Origin of the sequence: Candidatus Dechloromonas phosphoritropha (assembly GCA_016722705.1) — a bacterium.
Classification (GTDB): domain Bacteria; phylum Pseudomonadota; class Gammaproteobacteria; order Burkholderiales; family Rhodocyclaceae; genus Azonexus; species Azonexus phosphoritrophus.
Map to the genome: position 1 here is coordinate 881,301 of JADKGN010000001.1, position 19,767 is coordinate 901,067.

Below are 19,767 nucleotides of genomic sequence, written 5' to 3' on the forward strand. Positions count from 1 at the left end.
CCGAACAGGTTAAAGTAGAAGCACTCTGCCACGTAAAGTGGAGGTTGCCATGAACGTACCACTTCTTGAGCGCTACCGTGACCGGATCGCGGGGATTTTGACCTGCTACGACCGGATGCTCATTACTGGCACGCTGCCTGGCGCGTGCTACGTGGCAGGCATGACGAGCTACCTGAACGCCAAGTACATCCGCATCGTTGACTATCCGCGTTTTGCCGAGCCGTTGCGTGAGCGGATTCGGGAAAACGCCGAGGCCTTGGCGGCATCGGCCGGGGTGAGCATTCAGTACATCGCCAAGGCGCATGTGCGCAAGGAAGCGGTGGTCGCCGAGGTGATCAAGGCGCGGGGTGATCACCCCGGACTGGTTCATGTCATCTCGGTCATGGAAGCCTGCTCGTCGTACAAGGCGTGGCATGACAAGCGCACCCACCAGACTTTTCTGCGGCCGGCGCCTGGCAAGTGCCTGCACTACTACTTCTATTTCATCGACGCGGAGTTGGGTCTGGTCTATCTGCGCGTGCCGACGTGGTGTCCCTTCCGGCTTCAGTTCTACTGTAATGGCCACAGTTGGCTGGCCCGGCAACTGACGGCTGCCAGCATCAATTACACCCTGGCCGACAACGCCTTCCTCCGTATTGGCGACTGGGCGTAAGCGCAGCCGTTGGCTGACAATCTTTCCCCGGACGTCCTGCACCGGATTCTGGATCGCCATGCCCAGCAATGCTGTCCGGTCCTTGATGTCTTTGGCCAGACCTACCACTGGAGTCTGATGCAAATCGAGTGTTCGACCGATCTGGCCTTTCGTTCGACCGCGATCATGCAACCCCTCTACGAAGCTCTTTCCCGGGAAGCTATCGTTTCGGTGAAGGCGCCGCAGGTGATGCATTTCCTGGGCAAGAAGCTGACGCCGCAGCTGGCGCAAGAGCTTGAGAGTCGCCTGTCCACCCGCATCGAGCGCACCTGCATCAAGCATCGGCTGGGCCAGCACTCGGTCAAGATGTACGACAAGTTCGGTCAGGTGCTGCGTCACTACTGTCCGGTCAAATGAGCACTCGAACTGCCGAGCGCCGTGACTGACGGGGCTTTCCGAGCGAAAAGGTGTGGTGTCGATTTGAAATCGGCGAAAAATGGCCCTTCGAAATTTTCTGAAGGGTGTTGCCATGAACGCCGGCAAGACACTGTTTTCCCAGTTGATGGATTTCCTGCCGTGGTCGACATTCAATCGCTATGTCACACGCTACAGCGGCGACAAAGGCGTTCGCACACTGAGTTGCGCCGAACAATTTCGGGTGATGGCCTTTGCACAACTGACATATCGGGAGAGCTTGCGGGACATCGAGACCTGTCTGTCGGCGCAATCCGCCAAGCTGTACCACATGGGATTTCGCGAGCCGGTACGGCGTGCGACATTGGCCGACGCAAACGAATCGCGGGATTGGCGCATCTACGCCGACTTTGCCGCGTGGCTGATTGTCCAGGCAAGAAAGCTCTATGCCAGCGAAGACTTGGGCCTGGAATTGTCGAACACCGTGTATGCGCTCGATTCGACCCCCATCGACCTGTGCCTGTCGGTATTTCCCTGGGCGCATTTCCGTACCACCAAGGCGGCGGTGAAGATGCATACGCTGCTCGACTTGTGACCAGAGGAAATCCCTGTGGGACGCGGCAGTATTCCCAGTTTTATCCACGTCTCCGACGGGAAACTGCACGATGTCCATGCGCCGGACTTGCTGACCCCGGAAGCCGGTGCGATTTACGTCATGGATCGCGGTTATGTTGATTTCGCCCGCTTGCACAGGCTGCATCAGGCGGGGGCTTTCTTCGTGACCCGTGCCAAATCGAACCTGAATTCCCATCGCGTCTATTCGGCGCCAACCGACCGCAGTACCGGTATTCTCTGCGACCAGACGATTGCCCTGGATGGCTATTACACCCGGCGCGACTATCCTGCCCAGTTGCGGCGTGTTCGATTCAAGGATGCCGAGACCGGAAAAACGCTCGTCTTCCTCACCAACCAGATGATCTTGCCGGCAGCAACGATCTGCGCGCTTTACAAAAGCCGCTGGCAGGTCGAGTTGTTCTTCAAGTGGATCAAGCAGCATCTTCGAATCAAACAGTTCTTCGGTACTTCAGAGAACGCGGTCAAGACGCAAATCTGGATCGCGGTGTCGGTCTATGTGTTGGTCGCCATTGTTCGGAAAAAATTGAAGCTCGACGTTTCCCTCTACACTTTGCTACAGGTTTTATCCCTCACCCTATTCGAGAAAATGACCTTGCAGCAGGCGTTCCCGGGTGACGATTACAGATCCGGAGCGCACCCGGTTTGCAACCAATTGAATTTATTGGGAATCTAACCGGACAGTAGTGGTGCTGCGTATTGAAACCACCACCCATAATGTTTCCTTCTTCAAGCACCACCGCAAGGTGGAACACCGGGATGGTGAAGCCTCCCAGGAACTGGCGGCCGTCAAGAAGTCGATCTACGACCAAAGGAAGTCCCCGTGGGACAGCCTGATCGATCGGCGCGAAATCCTCCTCGGCTGCAACCGTCGCTACCTGGAATTCCTTTGCGCTCTCGATGACTTCTCCGCCGGCACGCGCTGCCTCGGCAAATTGACCAGGCCCAAGGAAATCGATGGGCGTCGCATCAAAGGCTTCAACTTCTTCGACAAGACCGAGCATGATTTGCTGTGCTCGCTCCAACATCCCGAGTTCAACATTCGCGGCGTCCGGCGTTTGCGTGACTTCGGGTTGATCAAAATGATCGTCGGCACCTACCGCTATTACCTGACTCGCACCGGTCGAAATGCCATCGCCGCTGCTTGTCGCATCGCCGAGCAAATCATCAGGCCCGCTCTCGCGGCATGACAATTTCTGCTCAGAAAATGTGAAGAGTTGAGTCATAAGGGACTAAGAACTTATCCGTAAATAATGGCTAATCACTGCCCATGCGCGAGAATTGCGTTGGGGGAGATGATGGCAAAAGTGAAGTTATGGGAAGTGACCGAGGAATTCTGGAAGCGCGTTGAGCCACTGATTCCGATACGCCAGCGACTGGCGGATCGGAGTTACGTCCGCAAGGCTGGCGGGGGGCGCAAGCCCAAAGAACCGAGGCTGGTCTTCGAGGCGATTATTTATGTGCTGCGCACAGGTTGCCAGTGGAAGGCACTCCCGGCGGAGCGCTTTGGCAGTTCCAGTGCGATTCATGCCCGATTTCTGGCGTGGGAGAAGGCCGGGGTGTTTGAAGCCCTATGGAAGCGCGGGCTTGCCGAATACGACGACCTTGAAGGTATCGCCTGGCGCTGGCAAAGCCTTGACGGCGCGATGATGAAGGCCCCGATGGCGCAATCAAGCGTTGGACCCAATCCAACGGACCGGGGAAAAAAATGGGAGCAAGCGTCATTTGCTGGTGGACGGTCGTGGCGTCCCGTTGTCGCTCGTCGTGACCGGCGCCAATCGGCACGACGTCTCTCAGTTGGCGGCTGTGCTTGAGGCCATTGTCGTCAAGCGAGCGTCGCCACCCAAGCGGCGAAGCAAACACCTTTGCGCTGACGCCGGCTACACCGGCGCGCCCGCATTGGCGATCATCACGAAGCATGGCTACATCCCCCATGTCAAAGGGCGTGGGCAAGAGGCCGGCGAACTCAAACGTGACCCCAGGAAGAAAGCCCGGCGCTGGATCGTCGAAGTGGCTCACAGCTGGTTCAACCGCTTCCGGAAGTTGTTGGTGCGATACGAGAAGCTTGAGCGCAGTTTCTTGGCGCTCAACCACCTGGCCGCATCAATCATGGCGTTCAGAAAAATTAAACTGAAAGTAAATATTGTTTACGGATAAGCTCTAAGTCGGCAGATCGAAACCCTTGAGCTTGCGGTACATGTCCACAGCGTAGGAATCAGTCATCCCGGCGACGAAATCGGCAACCTGCAGCAAGCGCACATAAGGGTCGGGATCAGGTTCGCCCGCAAGGCCGAGGAACTGGGGTGGCAACAACTGAAGCAGCATCCGTTCACGAGTCGTGAATCGCCCATGCCCAGCCCGCGCCTCTACCGCGTTGCCGAACAGGGCCAACAGCGCGCCGAGAACCTCAAAACCGGCAGTTTCGATTTCGAGCGCGGGCCGGGCGGTATAGATGGTTTCCTTGGCCAGGCGGAGAATTGCCTGCAACGGGCCGGCAACCGGCGACTGTTCGAGCAGTGCATCATCGAACGCCCCCTTGATGATAGCGTCCTCGTTTTCCAGAAAGACCGCTGCGGCGCTTTCCAGCAGACGGCCGATGGCCTTGGCCCGCAGGTACTCAAGGCGCTCCTTCGGGTCGTGCAGGCGATCCAGGCGACGGGCACTGATGGCGTTGCCGGCGAGATCAGCGAGCAGCCATTCGGCATCGCGATACGCGACGAAGCCGAGACGCGCGGCATCTTCGAGGTCGACGATCAGGTAGCAGGTGTCGTCCGCTACCTCAACCAGGAAGGCCAGCGGATGGCGCCGCCATGCGGTGCCCGGAATTCGCTCCACGAGACCGGTCGACCGCGCCACGTCGGCGAAGGCGGCGGCATCCTGCTGGAAGAAGCCGAATTTGTGGCCGCTCTTGCCGTCGAGTTCGGTGTCGACCGAAGACGGACGCGGGTATTTGGTAAACGCCGCGAGTACCGCACTGGTCAATTGCAGCCCGGGATTGGCCGGGCTCTGCAGGCGGGTGACGATGCGAAAGCCCTGTGCGTTGCCTTCGTAGCGCTCGAAATCGGCACGTTGCGCGCTGGTTAGCGGATGACGGTCGAGCAATCCGGAACTGCTGAACCACTCGCGAATAGCATCTTCCCCGGCGTGCCCGAAAGGCGGATTGCCGATATCGTGAGCGAGGCAGGCGGCTGCAACGATGGCGCCGAAATCGCCGGATTCCACGTTCCGCAAACCGTGGCGGGCGATAATTTCGCGGCCGACGAGCGCGCCCAGCGAGCGCCCGACACAACTGGCCTCGAGGCTGTGGGTCAGGCGCGTACGGACATAGTCGCTCTTGGACAGGGGAAAGACCTGCGTCTTGTCCTTCATCCGCCGGAAAGCGGAGGTGAAGATAATACGGTCGTAATCCTGCTGGAAGGCAGTGCGCTCGCGATTTCCGGGCACCCGCCCGGCGCCCAGCCGTTCGGCGGACAGTAGTTTTTCCCAGGTCTTTCGTTGGCCCATGGTTTTCCGGAATGGCGACGCGACGGCCCGCGAGTTTACTCCTCTTCGACCTCGGTCCGCACATGGTCGGGCAAGGGTACCGACTTGCCGGTCCGGGTATCCATCCACACCACCTTGGCGGCACCTTCGGCATATACCCGCTCATCGCCGACGAGGCGCATCTCGACGTGGGTCAGGAAACTGGAGCGCCCGGGATGGCTGGCGTAGGTCCGCACCTCGACCGTGCCCGGATAGTTCAGTGGAATCAGGAAACTGCAGCTGGCGTTGATGAGCACCGGCCCTTCTCCACCCAGCCGAACCGGCGTCTGCATTGCCTCGATCCACTCCACTCGCGCCTGCTCCATGTAGCGGAAATAAACGGTGTTGTTGACGTGACCATAGGCATCCATGTCGCCCCAGCGAATCGGCACGGTCGTCGCGTGCACGAGCTTCCTGCGTTTTTCCATGTTCGTAGATTTCCCCGGAAGGGTTGAAAAAAAGCTGACCATACTGTACCGTATTGATGGTGATGCGACAATCAATTGACGAGGAGAAATGATGGAACGCGAAGCGATGAATTTTGACGTTGTCATCGTCGGTGGTGGCCCCGCCGGGCTGGCCTCGGCAATTCGCCTCAAGCAACTGGCGGCTGACAAGGGTAGCGAGATTTCGGTCTGCCTGATCGAGAAAGGCGCCGAAATAGGTGCCCACATCCTTTCCGGCGCGGTTATCGACCCTCGTGCGCTGACCGAGCTTCTGCCCAACTGGAAACAGGACGGTGCTCCACTCAACACGCCGGTCAGCGAGGACCGTTTCTTCATCCTCACGGAAAATGGCGCCAGCAGGGTTGCCAACAGCCTGTTGCCAAAGTGTTTCCATAACGATGGCTGCTACATCATTTCTCTCGGCAATCTCTGCCGCTGGCTCGGCGAGCAGGCCGAGGCGCTGGGCGTCGAGATCTATCCCGGTTTTGCCGGCGCCGAAGTGCTGTTCACCGCCGACGGATCGGTCAAGGGTGTCGCCACCGGCGACATGGGGCGTCTGCATGACGGCAGCGAGGGTCCGAACTTCCAGATGGGGATGGAGTTACATGGTAAATACACGTTTTTTTCCGAGGGCTGCCACGGCCACCTAGCCAAGCAACTCATCAAAAGATTCAAACTCGATACCGACGCCGACCCGCAGACCTACGGCATCGGCATCAAGGAACTGTGGGATGTCAAGCCGGAGAATCACCAGCCTGGCCTCGTCGTCCATAGTGGCGGCTGGCCGATGGAGCCCGACACCTACGGCGGCGGCTTTGTCTACCATCTCGAAAACAACCAGGTTGCGGTAGGTTACGTCGTCGGTCTCGGCTATACCAACCCTCATCTGGCGCCGTTCGAGGAATTCCAGCGCTACAAGACGCATCCGGAAATCCGTAAATTCCTCGAGGGCAGCAAGCGCATCGCCTACGGCGCCCGCGCCCTGACCGCCGGCGGTATCCAGTCCCTGCCCAGACTGACCTTCCCAGGCGGCATCCTGGTCGGCGACAACGCCGGCTTTCTCAACGCCGCGCGCATCAAGGGTATACATTGTGCGATCAAGTCGGGAATGCTCGCGTCGGAAGCCTGTTTCGATGCGCTCATAGGTGGACGCCAGCATGACGAACTGGCCGCCTATCCGGAAGCCTTCAGGAACAGCTGGCTGCATGACGAACTCTATCGGGCGCGCAACTTCAAGCCGTGGATGAGCAAAGGGATGAAACTCGGCTCGCTCATGTTCGGCATCGACCAGGTGGTCTTGCGCGGGCGAGCACCGTGGACACTGCACCATAAGGCGCCTGATTACGCCAAGCTGAAGCCGGCCGCTGATTGCCCGCCGATTGCCTACCCGAAACCCGACGGCGTGCTTACCTTCGATCGCCTGTCCTCAGTCTTTCTTTCCGGTACCAACCACGAGGAAAACCAGCCTTGTCACCTGCAGTTGAAGGACGCGAATGTCCCGATCAGGATCAACCTGGCGCAGTACGATGCGCCGGAACAGCGCTACTGCCCGGCCGGCGTCTATGAAATCGTGCGCGACGAACAGGGCAACAACCCACGCCTGCAGATCAACGCGCAGAACTGCGTGCACTGCAAGACCTGCGACATCAAGGATCCAACCCAGAACATCAACTGGGTGACCCCACAAGGCGGCGAAGGCCCAACCTATCCGAACATGTGATGCTTTATAATCTGCCGGCTAAATCCCCCACGGAGTACTACAAATGGGCTTTCTCGCCGGCAAGAAAATTCTGATCACCGGACTACTGTCCAAGCACTCCATCGCCTACGGCATTGCCAGGGCTTGCCATCGCGAAGGCGCGCAACTCGCCTTCACTTACCAGACCGAGCGTTTCGGAGATCGCATCAAGAAGTTCGCCGGTGAATTCGCCAGCGACATCACGATTCCTCTCGATGTCTCCAGCGACGAACAGATTGACAATGTTTTCGTCGAACTTGGCAAGCGCTGGGATGGCCTCGACGGCCTCGTACATTCCATCGCCTACGCGCCGACCGAGGCCATCGAAGGTGATTTCCTCAACGGTATCTCGCGCGAAGCCTTCCGCATCGCCCACGAGATTTCATCGTACAGCTATCCGGCGCTGGCCAAGGCCGCACGGCCGATGATGCAGGGGCGCAAGGCTTCCCTCCTCGCCCTCTCCTACCTCGGCGCAGAGCGCACCATGCCCAACTACAACACGATGGGCCTGGCCAAGGCTAGCCTCGAGGCAGCCACCCGTTACCTGGCGTTCAGCCTCGGCCCCGAAGGTACTCGTGCCAACGCCATTTCAGCCGGCCCGATCAAGACCCTGGCCGCGTCCGGCATCGGCAACTTCGGCAAGCTGCTCTCCTACAACGCGCACCATGCCCCGCTGCGGCGCAACGTGACCATCGACGAAGTCGGCAACGCCGCCGCCTTCCTGCTCTCCGATCTGGCCAGCGGCATCACCGGCGAAATCATGTACGTCGATGGCGGCATGAACACGACCGCGCTGGGCAACGCCGAGCCGCTGCCCGGCTGAAAATCCAGCGGCGCGGCCGACCCGTACAAGGGAACGGAAAAACGCCGACTGGTTCTGACCGGTCGGCGTTTTTCCGACTCGATCCCGCCGTTACTTGTCCTTCGCTTCCAGCACCGCCTTGTTGATCTCCACCTTGTAACGGCTGCGCAGTGCGGCGAGGTAGCTCTGGACCTCTTCCTGCGCTTCCAGCGTGTTCAACTGGCGCAACAGCACCTGCTTACGGGCATCGTCGAGCCCATCACCGGCATTGACACCGACCAACTTGAACAGCGCGTAGCCGGCACCCGGCAGATCAACACCGGCGTAGGCCGGAAGCGCGGAGCCATCCATCTTGAAGACGGTCGGCGCCGCTGGCTGCGGGATCTGGCGCGAGTCGAGGCGCGAGACGCTCTTGACACTACCCCAGTTGAGGCTGTCGTTGCCCTTGCGGAGCACATCGAGACGGGCTTCGCCATCCTTGCGCGCCAGCGCCAGTGCTTCCTGACGCCTGAGCAACGTCTCGATGCTGCCCTTGACGCTGCCAAAGGGTTGCAACGTGGCCGGTTTGTAGTCGACGATACGCGCGGCGACCAGCGTATTCGGCGCGATCTCCACGGCCTCGGTATTTCGCCTGTTTTTCACCGAATCCTCGGAAAATACGGCAGCCAGCAGCTTTTCGTTGGCCAGCGGGCCATTTGCCGGATTGGCCTGGCGCCCAAGCCACTCGGACTGCTTGACGGCGAGGCCGAACTTGTCAGCCGCCGGTTTCAGGCTGTCGGCCTGTTCATAGACGATATTGCTGAAACCCTCGGCGGCCTCGGCAAACTTGCGCGACCCCGCGGCCTTCTTCAACTCGGCCTCGATCTCGCCCCTGACATCGTCCAGATTCTTTTCCTTGGCTGCGTGAATTCCGGTGACCTTGATGATGTGGAAACCAAAATCCGATTCGACCATGTCGGAAATTTCGCCTTCGTTGAGGCGGAAGACTGCTTCCTCGAACGGCTTGACCATCATGCCGCGACCGAAGAAGCCGAGGTCGCCACCCTTGGCAGCGGAACCGGGATCGTCCGAGTTCTTCTTCGCAAAATCGGCGAAGGCGGATGGATTCTTGCGCAATTCCTTGAGAACTTCCTCGGCCTTGGTCTTCGCCTTGTCCTTGCCAATCTTTTCGGAGGCGATGAGGATGTGGCTGGCGCGACGCTCTTCCGCCTGCTGGAAGCGATCCTTATGACCGTCGAACCAGGCCTTTATTTCGGCATCGGAAACCGCCAGCGAGGCGCCGATGGTGTCCTGCGACAACACAACAAATTCAACTTTGGCCTGTTCCGGTACCTCGAACTGCTTGCTGTTGTCGTCGTAGAATTTTTTCGCCGCGCCCTCTACCAGCTTGACTTTGTCGAGATAGGCGTCGAGCGGCAGGCGGAATTCCTGAATGTCGCGCTTCTCCGTCTGCATCGCGAGGATACGGTCGCTGACCGCGCGCGCCATGATTCCGGACTGGCTGACCGCCGTCGCCAGTAGCTGCAGGGTCAGATCCTGGCGTAGACGCGCCTCGAAACCCGCTGGCGTCATGCCCTGCCCGCGCAGTGTCGCTTCATAGCGCTCCTGCGAAAACTTTCCATCGACCTTGAAAGCGTCGATCCCGCTGATGGTGCCGCGAATCGCCCCATCGCTGGTGAACAGTCCTTTCTTGCTGGCTTCCAGCATCAGCAACTGCTGGTCAACGAGATCATCGAGTATCGCCTTGCGTGCTTCCGGGGTGTCGAGCACTTTCGGATCGATCTGCCCCATCTGCGCCCGCAGGCGTTCCTGCTGTTCACGCAGCGCCTGCTGGAACTGCTGCTGGCTGATCTTGACATCGCCGATCTTGGCCACGGCATCCCCGGTGCCCGAATTTCGCACATAGGAATCGACACCGAAAAAGGCGAACGGCAGGGTGATCAGCGCCAGAAATATCTGGACGATTTTCTTATTGTTGCGAACTGCGTCAAACATAAGAGGAAAAACCCTTCGGATACGTTCAGAACGACGAACGGCGGTTCGTCACAAACGTCAATGATACCGTAGTTTTGCCATCCTTCATTTGGACGCCCGTTTGGTACGTGACTATCGCATCCTGATCGGTTGCCCCCGGTCGGCGAACGACATCCGCGATCGCCAGAGAGTAAAGCGTCAGCGGAATCCGAAGATGATCCGGATCCAATACAGGTTATTGCACCCGAGCCTCTCCGCACGTCGCGTGGATTCAACAGGCTGCAATGCAAATCGAAGAAGGGCCTTCGTGACTACCGGGGCACGTGCGCTGCCTGCAGGTCATGTCCAAGTTTCAGGTCATACTGGACGACATGGTTTTCGAAATAACGCTCCATGAAAACCATGAGCGCGGGAATATTGCATTGGCCGCGACTGACCTCGCCCACTTTCGCCCGGATGAAGGTGGAAATCCTGCGATGCTCCTTCATGTGGCTTTCCTCGAACGGAATGCCCTCTGCCTTGGCGGCGGCTTCCTCCCATGCGAAGTGCGCGACAAGATCTTTGGCAAAACCGGAAAGCAGCGCCAGACCGTCTGTATGATCGTCCACAACCTCGAGTAAGGCGCACTTGACCTGCACGATTTCATTGAAAAGCCGGTCGTGCTGATCATCCATTTCGGCAACGCCAGACAGTAACTCAGTCGGCATGTGAACCACGTTCATGGCGCCCCCTCCGGACCTTGCCTCAGGAAATTGCCAATCAAACAAGCCGGGCTGCATTGGTTTCAGGTTTTCCCGCTTTACCGTGAAACGAACCGGAATCTCACGCTTCCCGATGACCTCGACGGCCATTCTTCCAGAACCCACCTCGGCAATGACCCTGACGTTGCGCCTGTCATTGTGACTTCTGCCGACGTAGTTTGCAACAGTACCGGATGTGGCAAACAGGAGAATTTGGCGCGGGACATGGCTCTTTTTTGCCTTCCATACGATGACAATCTGAAAGACTACCTTGGGTTCGAGGAAATACGAATACTGTACATCCATACAGTTATCGGATAAGCTGCATTTGTGGTCGGAAAATACCGCTCAACACCTCATTCTTACCCTCGCAAGCGAAGGAGTCCAGAACATGAAACAGATTCAGAAATGGTTCGAACTGATCGCCGGAATCCGCCCGGAGGAACTGGCGCGCGCGGAGCGTGCCCGGGAGATTTTTGCCCCCGCCAAACTGGATATCCGGTTACTGCATACCCCTGCCTGCTGGCGCCGACAGTGCCGGATAACCCGTACTCAGGCCTGAATCAGTCGAAGACGCGAGCGGCCCTTGCCGGGCTGAACCCAACAAAGGCGGCCGGAGCCGCCTTTGTCCATTCGCTGGAGGTTTCCTAGCCGACCCAGCGCCGCGCGTTGCGGAATATGCGCATCCACGGGCTATCCTCACCCCAGTTTTCCGGGTACCAAGACATCTGTACGGTACGAAAGACGCGTTCCGGGTGCGGCATCATGATGGTGAAGCGACCGTCGGCCGTGGTCACCGCCGTCAGGCCGTCCGGCGAACCGTTCGGGTTGTAGGGATAAACCTCGGTCGGTTCGCCCTTGTTGTCGACGTAGCGCAGAGCGGACAGCACTTTGGTCTGATCGTCGACGTTATCGAACACCGCCCTGCCCTCGCCGTGCGAAGCGACGATCGGCACTTGCGAGCCTTCCATACCGGCGAATAAAATCGACGGAGAATTGAGGACTTCGGCCATGACGAAGCGCGCCTCGAACTGTTCGACCTGGTTGCGCCGGAAGGCCGGCCAGTGCTCGGCGCCGGGGATGATGGACTTCAGCGCGCTCATCATCTGGCAACCATTGCAGACGCCCAGCGCGAAAGTGTCCTTGCGGTTAAAGAAGGTGGCGAATTCGTCGCGACAACCGTCGTGCATCAGGATGGTTCGCGCCCAGCCGAGGCCGGCGCCGAGGACGTCGCCGTAGGAGAAACCGCCGCAGGCAACCAAACCCTTGAAGTCCTTGAGGCTAACCCGACCGGCCAAAATGTCGCTCATATGGACGTCGACCGTAGCAAAACCGGCGCGGTCGAAGGCGGCGGCCATTTCGTAATGGCTGTTGACGCCCTGCTCGCGCAGGATAGCGACGCGCGGTCGACCGCTGATGTCCTGATAGACCTTGGTGAAATCGTCCTGCGGATCGAAAGTTAGCTTAGGCGTCAGGCCGGGGTCGGTGACGTCGAGAATCCGGTCGAACTCCTGCTGGGCACAGCTCGGGTTATCACGCATGGCCTGCATCTGGTAGCTGGTCTCGGACCAGGCACGCTGCAGATCAACGCGCTTTTCGCGCAGCACGCGTTTGGCGTTGCGGGTAACACGGATTTCGTCCCACTCGTTCAGCATGCCGATGAAGTGGTAAGGCACGCCACAGGCACGCAGGATAGGTGTGACCTTTTCGCGATCAGAACGGCGAATCTGGATTAGCGCACCGAGTTCTTCATTGAACAAAACGCCGACGACATTCTCGAAATCGCGGCCGGCCAGCAGATCAGGGCGCTTTTCGGAGCCATCGACATCGCCGGCACCGGCGTCGTAGCAAATGCCGTCAAGGTCCAGCGACACGCCACGCCGGCTGGCGAAGGCCATTTCACAGGCGGCGACGAACAGGCCGCCGTCGGAACGGTCATGGTAGGCGAGCAGCAGGCCGTCGCGGTTCAGCTTCTGCACGGCGTCGAACAGGCCCTTGAGCTTGGCCGGATCGTCGACATCCGGCGCATCGTTGCCGGTGGCGTTGTAAACCTGAGCCAGACAGGAGCCGCCGAGGCGGTTCTGGCCGAGATCGAGCAGCAGCAATTCGGTTTCACCCTGATCGACAGCCAGTTGCGGCGTTTTGGTCTTGCGCACGTCGTCGACCGCGGCAAACGAGGTGACGACCAGCGACAAGGGCGAGACGACCTGTTTTTTTACGCCACCGTCTTCCCAGGCGGTACGCATCGACAGCGAATCCTTGCCGACCGGGATCGACACGCCGATTGCCTTGCACAGCTCGGCAACCGCCTCGACGGTGTCGAACAGTCTGGCATCCTCGCCCGGCACACCACACGGCGCCATCCAGTTGGCTGAGAGTTTAACCTTGCCGAGTTCACCAACATCGGCGGCAGCCAGGTTGGTCAGTGCCTCCCCAATCGCCATGCGGCCGGACGCCGGGGCGTCGAACACAGCGAGCGGCATGCGCTCGCCCATGGCGAAGGCTTCGCCGAGATAACCCTGGTAGCCCATCGTTGTCACCGCAACGTCGGCCACCGGCACCTGCCACGGGCCAACCATCTGGTCACGGGCGGTCATGCCGCCGACGGAACGGTCGCCAATCGAGATCAGGAAGGTCTTGTCGGCGATGGTCGGCAGACGCATCAGGCGATAGGCGGCATCCTTGAGTTCGATGGCGGTGGCGTCGAAGGAAACGTAGGTTTCCGGCTGGCGCGTCACGTCGCGCGTCATGCGCGGCGGCTTGCCCAAAAGGGCTTCCATTTCCATGTCGACCGGATTGACACCGAAATGGGCGTCGGTCACGGTCAGATGGCCATCGCCGGTCGCTTCGCCGACCACGGCAAACGGGCAGCGCTCGCGCTCGCACATGGCCTGGAATTCGGCGATACGGCTTGGCGGAATGGCCAGCACGTAGCGTTCCTGCGATTCGTTGGACCAGATTTCGGCCGGCGACATGCCCGGCTCTTCGGTCGGTACCTTGCGCAGATCGAAAATGGCACCGACACCGCCCGAGTGAGCCAGTTCCGGCAGGGCATTTGAAATGCCACCGGCGCCGACGTCGTGCACCGATAAGATCGGATTCCCATCGCCCGCCTCTTGCCCGTCGCCTTTCGGGCTTCCTAATTGCCAGCAGCGGTCGATGACTTCCTGGGCGCGGCGCTGGATTTCCGGGTTGCCGCGCTGCACCGAGGCGAAATCGAGATCTTCAGCATTGACGCCGGCCGTCATTGAAGAGGCGGCGCCGCCGCCGAGGCCGATCAGCATGCCGGGGCCGCCGAGTTGCACAAACTTCGTCCCAACCGGGAAAGTTTCGTGCTTGAACGACTGCTCGGCCTGAATCGAACCGAGGCCGCCAGCAATCATGATCGGCTTGTGGTAGCCACGGACCACGCCGGCCACGTCCTGTTCATAGGTACGGAAGTAGCCGGTCAGGTTCGGGCGGCCGAACTCGTTATTGAAAGCAGCGGCACCAATCGGGCCTTCGAGCATGATGTCGAGGGCGGAAGCGATACGCGACGGGCGGCCGTAAGCCTTTTCCCAAGGCTGCGGCGCCTCCGGCAGGTTCAGATTGGAGACCGAAAAACCGCAGAGGCCGGCCTTCGGCTTGGAGCCCTTGCCGGTGGCGCCTTCGTCGCGGATTTCGCCGCCCGAGCCGGTGGCGGCGCCGGGGAACGGCGAGATCGCCGTCGGGTGATTGTGCGTTTCGACCTTGGTCAGGATGTGGGTCAACTCTTCCTTGTAGGAATAGCCGCGGTCGGTATCCGGGTAAAAACGCTGGATGGTCGCACCTTCGATGATCGACGCATTGTCGGCGTAGGCCATCACCGTGCCTTGCGGATTGGCGGCGTGCGTTTCGCGGATCATGCCGAACAGCGTCTTGTCCTTGGCGTCGCCGTCGATCACCCACGAAGCGTTGAAAATCTTGTGGCGGCAATGTTCGGAATTGGCCTGGGCGAACATCATCAGTTCGACGTCGGTCGGGTTGCGGCCGGTTTGGGTGAAGATGTCGAGCAGGTAATCGATTTCATCATCCGACAGCGCCAGGCCGAGCGAACTGTTGGCTTCAACCAATGCGGCTTTTCCCCCTTTAAGCACGTCGACCGTAGCCAGCGGCTTCGGCGCGAAATGGCGGAAAAGTTCGCCAACGGCCTCGAAGCCGGGCAGCACTGATTCGGTCATGCGATCGCGAAGCAGGCCGGCGACGGCTTTCCTTTCTTCGGCATTCAGGGCACGACCACCCTTGACCAACACATGGAAGGCAATGACGCGCTCGATACGCTCGATGGCATCCAGATCACAGTTCCAGGCAATATCCGTCGCCTTCGACGACCACGGTGAAATTGTACCGATGCGCGGCGCCACGAGGAACAGTTCGCCGACTTCAACTGCGGCCGGCTTCTCTTCCAGCAGCGTTGCCAGCTTGGCGCGCTCTTCGGCGGTCAGGACACGCCTCTGTGCCACGACATGCCAATAGTCGGCCACCACCGATTCGATATCCGGCACGGCCGCCACCAGGCGGGCTTGCAGGTGCTGCAGACGAAACGCTGAAAACGCGGCGTCGCCCTTGAGGCAAATAATGTCGGCCATGAAAAGAAAAGTCGGGTCAGGCGGAGAGGCCCAAATTATACCCGAGGCGACATGGGGCAGCCCGGGTTGACCGGGGAGCGCACCTGAAGCGGCGAATCGATTCCTGGGGCCACCTTGCGCAATGACGGTACGTAGAATCCGTAATGCACGAATTTCAGCGTCTGATTGTATGGTTCGTATTGTGCTACTTTGCGGGGCCACAATCCGCCGCTGCAGCGCGTTCATCCACGGAAAGCCCCAGGAGAAGAAGCATGGATATTGTTCAGTCCGAACTTGCCGATCACATCGGCACCATCACCCTGAATCACAAGGAGAAGCTCAATGCCCTGTCGACCGAACTGGTTGGAGGGATAATCTCGGCGCTGAACGAATTCCGGCGCGACCACGCCCGCGTGGTCGTGCTGCGCGCCAAACCGGGGGCGAAGGTCTGGTCGGCCGGGCATGATGTCTGGGAATTGCCGGTGGATGGGCGCGACCCGCTGGGCTGGGACGATCCGCTGCGTTCGCTGATCCGTGAAATCGAGATTTTTCCGGCGCCGGTGATCGCCATGATCGAAGGTTCGGTTTGGGGTGGTGCCTGCGAAACGATCTTCGCCTGCGACCTGATCGTTGCGTCACCGAACACCACCTTCGCCGTTACGCCCTCGCGGCTGGGCGTCCCGTACAACGTCAGCGGCGTGCTGACTTTCTTCAACGCGGCGCCCTATCGCCTGGTCAAGGAAATGGCCTTCACCGCCAAGCCGATGAGCGCCCAGCGCGCCGAGCAGGTCGGCATGATCAATTACGTAATCGACAACGACCGGATCGAGGAATTCACTTACGAGATGGCACGGGGAATCACGCAGAACGCCCCGTTGGCGATTTCCGTGATGAAGGACCAGTTGCGTATTCTCGCCGGGGCCCACCCGATGAGTCCACAGGGCTTCGAGCGGATTCAAGGTCTGCGTCGCGTGGTCTATGACAGTAACGACTACAAGGAAGGCATTCACGCCTTCAAGGAAAAGCGCAAACCGGTGTTCACCGGCACCTGAGTACCCACCAACCGGGGCGGGCAGCGATCGACTGGCTACCGGCGCGACTGGGTGAACAAGTGCTGGATGCGCTGGCAAAGGATGGAAAAGGCCGCATCGCCCGGTTCTGCCCAGCCGGTTTCGAACGCCATTCCAGCGTCCCGCGGTAATGGTATGCTTCCTGTTTACCCTGCCCATCCGAGTGATCGATGCCCATCACGATCAACCTGAAAAGTGCCGTGCTTGCCGTCTCCGACGCCCTCGATCTCGTCGGGGTGAGCGATTTTCAGCACGGCAAGCGCGTCGCCATGATTGCCCGCGAAACGGCGGCCCTGATGGGCCTGCCCGAAGCACGGCTGGACAACCTTGTTTTCGCCTGCCTGTTGCATGATCTGGGCGTTTCGTCCACCGTCGAGCATCGCCGACTGGTTTCGGACGATCCTTGTGTGGATAGACAGGCCCATTGCGAGCGGGCATTCCAACTTCTGCAGCCCTTCACTCACCTGTCGCTGCTGGCCAATGCCATCCGCCACCACCACACGCCGTGGACCGATCTGCCGGCCGACCTGAGCGAGGCGGATGCCATCGACAGCAACCTGATCCAGTTGGCCGACCGGGTGGATAGGCTGGTGCTGCGGCACGGTCTGGAAAACCCGCTGTTCCACAGCACAGACATCTGCCGCGAGATCTCCGCGCTGGCGGGCGGCATTCTGCAGCCGGATGTAGTCGATGCCTTCCTCGCGGCAGCCGCGCGCGAGGCTTTCTGGATAGCGTTGGTGCCACGCCACGTCCAGACCTACCTGAACGAGCTGGCGCTGCCCCAATGGGGAGTCACCATCGCGTTCCCGCAGTTCCGCCATGTGGCGTGCCTGGTGTCCAGCATCGTCGATGCCAAGAGTCATTTCACTGCATCCCACTCGCTTGGCGTCGCGCAACTGTCGCGCTACCTCGGGGAGCGCATGGGCTTCGCGCCGGACTCGCTGGCCATGATGGAAATTGCCGGACTGATGCACGACATCGGCAAGCTCTGCGTGCCCGACGAGATCGTCGAAAAGCCGGCCCGGCTGACGGTCGCCGAATTCTCGGTCATGGAGCGACACAGCTTCGAGACCTACCAGATCCTGCGCCATGTCCCCGGGCTGGAGACCGTCGCCGAATGGGCGGCCTTCCACCACGAAGCGCTCAATGGCCACGGCTACCCGTTCCGCCGCTCGGCCGCAACCCTGGCACCCGAAGCGCGCATCGTCGCCGTCGCCGACGTCTTCCAGGCGCTGGCCCAGGTGCGTCCCTACCGCGGCGCGCAGAAGCTGGACGAAATTTCGCGTACCCTGGGAGAATTCGCCGGCGAGGGAATTCTCGACCCGGACATTGTCGCCCTCGCCTGCGATGACCTCGACAGCAGCTTGCGCGCCGCAACGCAAACCATCTAGCCGTCACCGATGACTGCCCGGACTCTGGCCTTCGTCGACCTCGAAACCACCGGCGCCACCGCCACCAGAGACCGCATCACCGAAATCGGCATCATCGAAGTGGATGAGGACGGCTCGGTGCGCGAGTGGCAGCAACTGGTCAACCCGGGCACCCGCATCCCGCCGTTCATCGAACAATTGACCGGGATCAGCAACGAACTGGTGGCCGCCGCCCCGGCCTTCGCCGATGTTGCCGACGAAACCCTGCGCCGGCTGGAAGGCCGGCTGTTCATCGCCCACAACGCGCGTTTCGATTATGGCTTCCTGAAGAACGAGTTCAAACGCCTCGGCGTCACCTTCCGGGCGCCAGTGCTATGCACGGTCAAACTGTCGCGCACACTGTTCCCGGAACACAAGCGGCACAACCTGGATTCGCTGATCGAGCGTCACAACCTCGCCGCCAATGCCCGTCACCGGGCGCTGGCCGATGCGCAACTGATCCGCCAATTCTGGCAAAAAATCCACGTCGACCGCAGCAATGACGAAATTGAAGCCGCGCTCAAGGCGCAGAACGCCCGCCCCAGCCTGCCGCCGCACCTTGACGCCGGCATCGTCGACGAGTTGCCCGACACACCCGGCGTTTACCTCTTCTACGCCGACAACAACCTGCCGCTCTATGTCGGCAAGGCCAGGGACATCCGCCAGCGCGTGCTCTCACATTTTTCGGCCGACCACGCTTCGGCCAGGGAAATGAACCTCGCCCAGCAGGTCAGGCGCATCGACTGGATCGAAACCGCCGGCGAAATCGGCGCCCTGCTCAAGGAGGCGGTGCTGGTCAAGCAACTGCAACCGACCCATAACCGCCAACTGCGCCGCAACGACGACATCTGTACCTGGATACTGGTCGACGAAGGGAACGGTTGGCTGCGCCCGGAACTCGTCGCGGCGCGCGATCTCGACTTCGGAATTCATGCTTCAGGCTACGGCCTGTTCAAGAGCGCCAGGGAAGCCGGCACGGTGCTACGGGCGCTGGCCGCCGAGCATAATCTGTGCGACGCACTGCTCGGTCTGGAAAAGAGCGCCCCCGGCAAACCGTGCTTCGGCTACCAGATCAAGCGCTGCTCGGGCGCCTGCGTCGGCGACGAACCGCCTACCAAACACACCTTGCGCCTGGTCGGCGCGCTGGCCCGGCTCAAGCTCGTTTCCTGGCCACTCAATGGTCCCGCGCTGATCCGTGAAGGTGACGAAGCCCACCTGATCGACGCCTGGCGTTACCTCGGCACCGCCCGATCCGACGAGGAACTCTACGCCCTGCGTGCCGCCGGCCACCCGCCATTCGATCGCGACACTTACAAGATCCTCGTCAAATACGTCGTGAAGATGATTCCGCTATCGTGAGCTCCGGCAGGCACTGACAACGCGACCAGGCCGGCAAGCCCCTGTCGCCGGAACCCGGCCGCAGAAATGATCAGGACGAGACCGCCACGCCTGCGATGGACACGGCAAGCTTGCCGCCGCCCGCCAGGCAGCTTCTCCTGCCTATGATATCCCCATGCCAGCCCCAACCCGAACGCTTTACCTGATTTGCTACGACATCGCCAACCCGAGGCGCCTGAGTCGCGTTTTCCGTTTCCTGCGCGGCTACAGGATTGGCGGTCAAAAATCGTTTTTCGAGTGCTGGCTGACACCCGCCGAACTGCGCCACGTGCAGGTCGGGCTGATCCTGCGCATGAATCTTGACGAGGATCGCGCCCATCTGTTTCAGCTCGATCCACGCCAGCAAACCACCTGCCTTGGGGCGGCCATGCCGCCGCACCAGGGCGCCTTCATGATTCTCTGAA

The 19,767-nt window shown here is 60.3% G+C and carries 16 protein-coding genes and 1 pseudogene; 12 read left to right on the forward strand and 5 right to left on the reverse strand.

All coding sequences use genetic code 11. From position 1 onward, the window contains the following. The first annotated feature begins 49 nt into the window (after positions 1-49). The 5 genes and pseudogenes from IPP03_04375 to IPP03_04395 all read left to right on the forward strand — a co-directional run bounded on the left by IPP03_04375 (position 50) and on the right by IPP03_04395 (position 3,835). Positions 50-652: a hypothetical protein gene (locus IPP03_04375; protein ID MBL0351932.1), complete on the forward strand. Its 603-nt coding sequence runs from the start codon at positions 50-52 to the stop codon at positions 650-652. A 9-nt stretch (positions 653-661) separates the two neighbouring features. After that, positions 662-1,048: a hypothetical protein gene (locus tag IPP03_04380; GenBank protein ID MBL0351933.1), complete on the forward strand. Its 387-nt coding sequence runs from the start codon at positions 662-664 to the stop codon at positions 1,046-1,048. Positions 1,049-1,160: 112 nt separating this feature from the next. Next, a pseudogene (locus IPP03_04385) lies at positions 1,161-2,354 on the forward strand (IS4 family transposase). A 13-nt stretch (positions 2,355-2,367) separates the two neighbouring features. Further along, the gene (locus IPP03_04390; GenBank protein ID MBL0351934.1) at positions 2,368-2,868 is read left to right on the forward strand and encodes a hypothetical protein; all 501 of its coding nucleotides are present in this window, start codon (positions 2,368-2,370) and stop codon (positions 2,866-2,868) included. Between the two features lie 105 nt (positions 2,869-2,973). Continuing rightward, positions 2,974-3,835, forward strand: a protein-coding gene (locus IPP03_04395) for an IS5 family transposase (GenBank protein MBL0351935.1) whose coding sequence is annotated in 2 segments (ribosomal slippage) — positions 2,974-3,383 and positions 3,382-3,835 — 864 coding nt in all. Because the reading frame shifts where the segments join, the coding sequence is not laid out codon by codon here. Between the two features lie 3 nt (positions 3,836-3,838). Here IPP03_04395 and dgt read toward each other — a convergent pair. Beyond that, entirely contained in the window at positions 3,839-5,182 is a 1,344-nt protein-coding gene (gene dgt / locus IPP03_04400) for a dNTP triphosphohydrolase (protein MBL0351936.1), read from the reverse strand. 35 nt (positions 5,183-5,217) lie between these two features. Then, the gene (locus IPP03_04405) at positions 5,218-5,628 is read right to left on the reverse strand and encodes an acyl-CoA thioesterase (protein MBL0351937.1); all 411 of its coding nucleotides are present in this window, start codon (positions 5,626-5,628) and stop codon (positions 5,218-5,220) included. Positions 5,629-5,719: 91 nt separating this feature from the next. Between IPP03_04405 and IPP03_04410 the strand changes: the two genes are divergently transcribed. Together IPP03_04410 and fabI are read left to right on the forward strand one after the other, a co-directional pair. Further along, a complete protein-coding gene (locus IPP03_04410) occupies positions 5,720-7,366 on the forward strand; it encodes an electron transfer flavoprotein-ubiquinone oxidoreductase (protein ID MBL0351938.1) in 1,647 nt (548 codons plus the stop codon). A gap of 43 nt (positions 7,367-7,409) precedes the next feature. Beyond that, complete coding sequence (gene fabI / locus IPP03_04415) at positions 7,410-8,207, forward strand: enoyl-ACP reductase FabI (GenBank protein ID MBL0351939.1); 798 nt, start codon at positions 7,410-7,412, stop codon at positions 8,205-8,207. 90 nt (positions 8,208-8,297) lie between these two features. Here fabI and IPP03_04420 read toward each other — a convergent pair whose 3' ends face one another. Then, entirely contained in the window at positions 8,298-10,181 is a 1,884-nt protein-coding gene (locus IPP03_04420) for a SurA N-terminal domain-containing protein (GenBank protein MBL0351940.1), read from the reverse strand. A gap of 290 nt (positions 10,182-10,471) precedes the next feature. Next, positions 10,472-11,206: a hypothetical protein gene (locus IPP03_04425; GenBank protein ID MBL0351941.1), complete on the reverse strand. Its 735-nt coding sequence runs from the start codon at positions 11,204-11,206 to the stop codon at positions 10,472-10,474. 85 nt (positions 11,207-11,291) lie between these two features. On the opposite strand from IPP03_04425, the gene IPP03_04430 reads away from it, so the two are divergent. Beyond that, positions 11,292-11,462, forward strand: coding sequence for a hypothetical protein (locus IPP03_04430; GenBank protein ID MBL0351942.1), 171 nt, complete (start codon positions 11,292-11,294; stop codon positions 11,460-11,462). Positions 11,463-11,547: 85 nt separating this feature from the next. Here IPP03_04430 and purL read toward each other — a convergent pair whose 3' ends face one another. After that, a complete protein-coding gene (gene purL / locus IPP03_04435) occupies positions 11,548-15,507 on the reverse strand; it encodes a phosphoribosylformylglycinamidine synthase (GenBank protein ID MBL0351943.1) in 3,960 nt (1,319 codons plus the stop codon). A gap of 251 nt (positions 15,508-15,758) precedes the next feature. On the opposite strand from purL, the gene scpB reads away from it, so the two are divergent. From scpB to IPP03_04455, 4 genes are all read left to right on the forward strand, one after another. Continuing rightward, entirely contained in the window at positions 15,759-16,538 is a 780-nt protein-coding gene (gene scpB, locus IPP03_04440; GenBank protein ID MBL0351944.1) for a methylmalonyl-CoA decarboxylase, read from the forward strand. Between the two features lie 188 nt (positions 16,539-16,726). Further along, positions 16,727-17,947 carry an HD domain-containing protein gene (locus tag IPP03_04445; protein ID MBL0351945.1) on the forward strand — a complete coding sequence of 407 codons (1,221 nt, stop codon included), beginning with the start codon at positions 16,727-16,729 and terminating at the stop codon, positions 17,945-17,947. A gap of 9 nt (positions 17,948-17,956) precedes the next feature. Next, positions 17,957-19,324 carry a 3'-5' exoribonuclease gene (locus IPP03_04450; GenBank protein ID MBL0351946.1) on the forward strand — a complete coding sequence of 456 codons (1,368 nt, stop codon included), beginning with the start codon at positions 17,957-17,959 and terminating at the stop codon, positions 19,322-19,324. 154 nt (positions 19,325-19,478) lie between these two features. Next, a complete protein-coding gene (locus IPP03_04455; GenBank protein ID MBL0351947.1) occupies positions 19,479-19,766 on the forward strand; it encodes a CRISPR-associated endonuclease Cas2 in 288 nt (95 codons plus the stop codon). The last annotated feature ends 1 nt before the right edge of the window (position 19,767 follow it).